Source organism: Microcystis sp. M49636_WE2, assembly GCF_030065375.1.
Lineage (GTDB): Bacteria > Cyanobacteriota > Cyanobacteriia > Cyanobacteriales > Microcystaceae > Microcystis > Microcystis aeruginosa_C.
Genome location: NZ_JASJFG010000497.1, coordinates 1 through 1,780 on the forward strand (window position 1 = coordinate 1; position 1,780 = coordinate 1,780).

Annotated in this window: 2 protein-coding genes and 1 pseudogene; 1 reads left to right on the forward strand and 2 read right to left on the reverse strand. The window is 47.4% G+C overall.

The genetic code is table 11. The features are described 5' to 3' along the window. A partial coding sequence (locus PX484_RS11630) for an amino acid ABC transporter substrate-binding protein (protein WP_288103932.1) occupies positions 1-835 on the reverse strand: 835 nt, incomplete at its 3' end. 36 nt (positions 836-871) lie between these two features. Continuing rightward, on the reverse strand, positions 872-1,612 hold the full coding sequence (locus PX484_RS11635; RefSeq protein ID WP_287671100.1) for a TIGR00297 family protein: 741 nt from the start codon (positions 1,610-1,612) through the stop codon (positions 872-874). A 45-nt stretch (positions 1,613-1,657) separates the two neighbouring features. On the opposite strand from PX484_RS11635, the pseudogene PX484_RS11640 reads away from it, so the two are divergent. Further along, positions 1,658-1,780: pseudogene (locus PX484_RS11640) on the forward strand (cytochrome b/b6 domain-containing protein); the annotation flags it as partial.

Here is a 1,780-nt window from a genome sequence, read left to right on the forward strand (position 1 = left end):
CAAAAGTGGCAATATTTTGGGAGTTAATCCCAAATTCTTCCCCTTGAATTAAACTAAAAACGATCGAGCGGACGGCATTCGACCAAGGGGGATCACCATCGGCCACGGCTGGGGCCAAGGGTTCCTTAGATATTACCACTTCTAATAATTGATGATCCTCTGGTCGGGGAAAAACCGAGCGCCGGGCCACCAATTGGGAGCGATCGGAGGTGACAGCCTGACAACGCCCCGCCTGATAAGCTGTATATAAAGCCTCCACATCATCGGAAACGATCGGTTTATAGCCTTGAACTGCCGCTTTTGCCATGGCATCGGCCAGATTTTGTTCTGTGGTGGTTCCCGATAGCACACAAATGGACTTTCCGCTCAAATCTTCTAATTTCTTAACATTACTGGCTTTCGTGGCCATAATTCCCTGACCATCATAGAAAACCGGGGTGATAAACTCCATCCCCAGGGCGGTATCCCGGTTAATCGTCCAGGTGGTGTTGCGACTGAGGATATCCACTTCTCCCGTCTGTACGGCAGTAAATCTCTCTTGAGGGCTAAGTTTACGATATTCGACTTTGGACGGATCATTAAAGAGAGCCGCCGCAATAGCTCGGCAAATTTGCACATCTAAGCCCGAATATTCGCCTTTTTCATTAACAAAGCTAAACCCCGGCACTTCTCCGTTAATGCCACAAATTAACTTACCGCGATTTTTCACCGTTTGCAAGCGGCCAGCATCGGGACTACTTGCGGTGTTAGAACTAGAATTAGGTTGATTTTCCGTCCCACAGGCAGTAATTAGCAGTAACAGCAGGGAAAATGCACAAAAACGCCACTTTAGCATAGATATTCTCTGAAAAATTTTTTTAGTCACTTAACTTTAGCGGAAAGACCAGAGCAAGCTTAACAGTATAGCCACGATCGCACCGATAACCGTATTGATCACATTGACTAATTCATTAGTTAACCACAGAAAGCGGGTTTGTAGGGTAGCACCGATGATACTTTCGATATTGGTGGCGATAAATGCCGCAATTACGCACCATAACACACCAAGAAGATCGATCGCACCGATAGCCCATGCTAACAGGGAAATCGCCGTGGCTGCCAGCAAACCGGCGAGCGTTCCCTCTAAACTAACAGCCCCTTCCGTTCCCCGGGGGACGGATTTAAAATTAGTGATTAGATAAGTAGTTTTACCGTAAGCTTTGCCCACCTCACTGGCAGTAGTATCGGCTAATTTGGTGCTAAAACTAGCCACATAAGCGAGTCTTAAGAGGTAATCCCAGGGAGAAGCGGCAAAAAGACTGAGGATAGCGCAAATTGCCCCCGCTAAAGCGGAACCCCAGACATTTTCAGGACCGCGCACCCCCGCTCTTTTTTCGGCAATTCCCTCTGCTTCCTTGCGAGCTAACCCGATGCGGGTGACAGTAGAACCGACGAGGAAATAGAATAAAACAATTAGATAACCGCGCCATCCCAAGCTTCCCCAGACAATCACCCCTAAAAACCAAGCATGGAGATAACCCATCGGAGTTAAGAGCTTTTTTGGGGCAATTGCAGCGATTCCGAGCAGCACGGTATTGAGAAGAATAGCGACGAGCCAAGGATTAGTTAACATAGTATCTGGGCAAAGTTTACCTCCCCTATTGTATCGATCGAGTTCATGAAAACTAATCAACCTTATCAACCTCTTTTACTGCGAATTCTGCACGGATTCACGGGAATTGCCCTCATTGCCGCCATGGTTACGGCCTATTGGACCTATGATACTTTTGACGGTCGTTGG

Coding starts and splice junctions, on each gene's coding strand:
- PX484_RS11635 (WP_287671100.1), bottom strand. CDS start 1,612: ATGTTAACTAATCCTTGGCTCGTCGCTATTCTTCTCAATACCGTGCTG.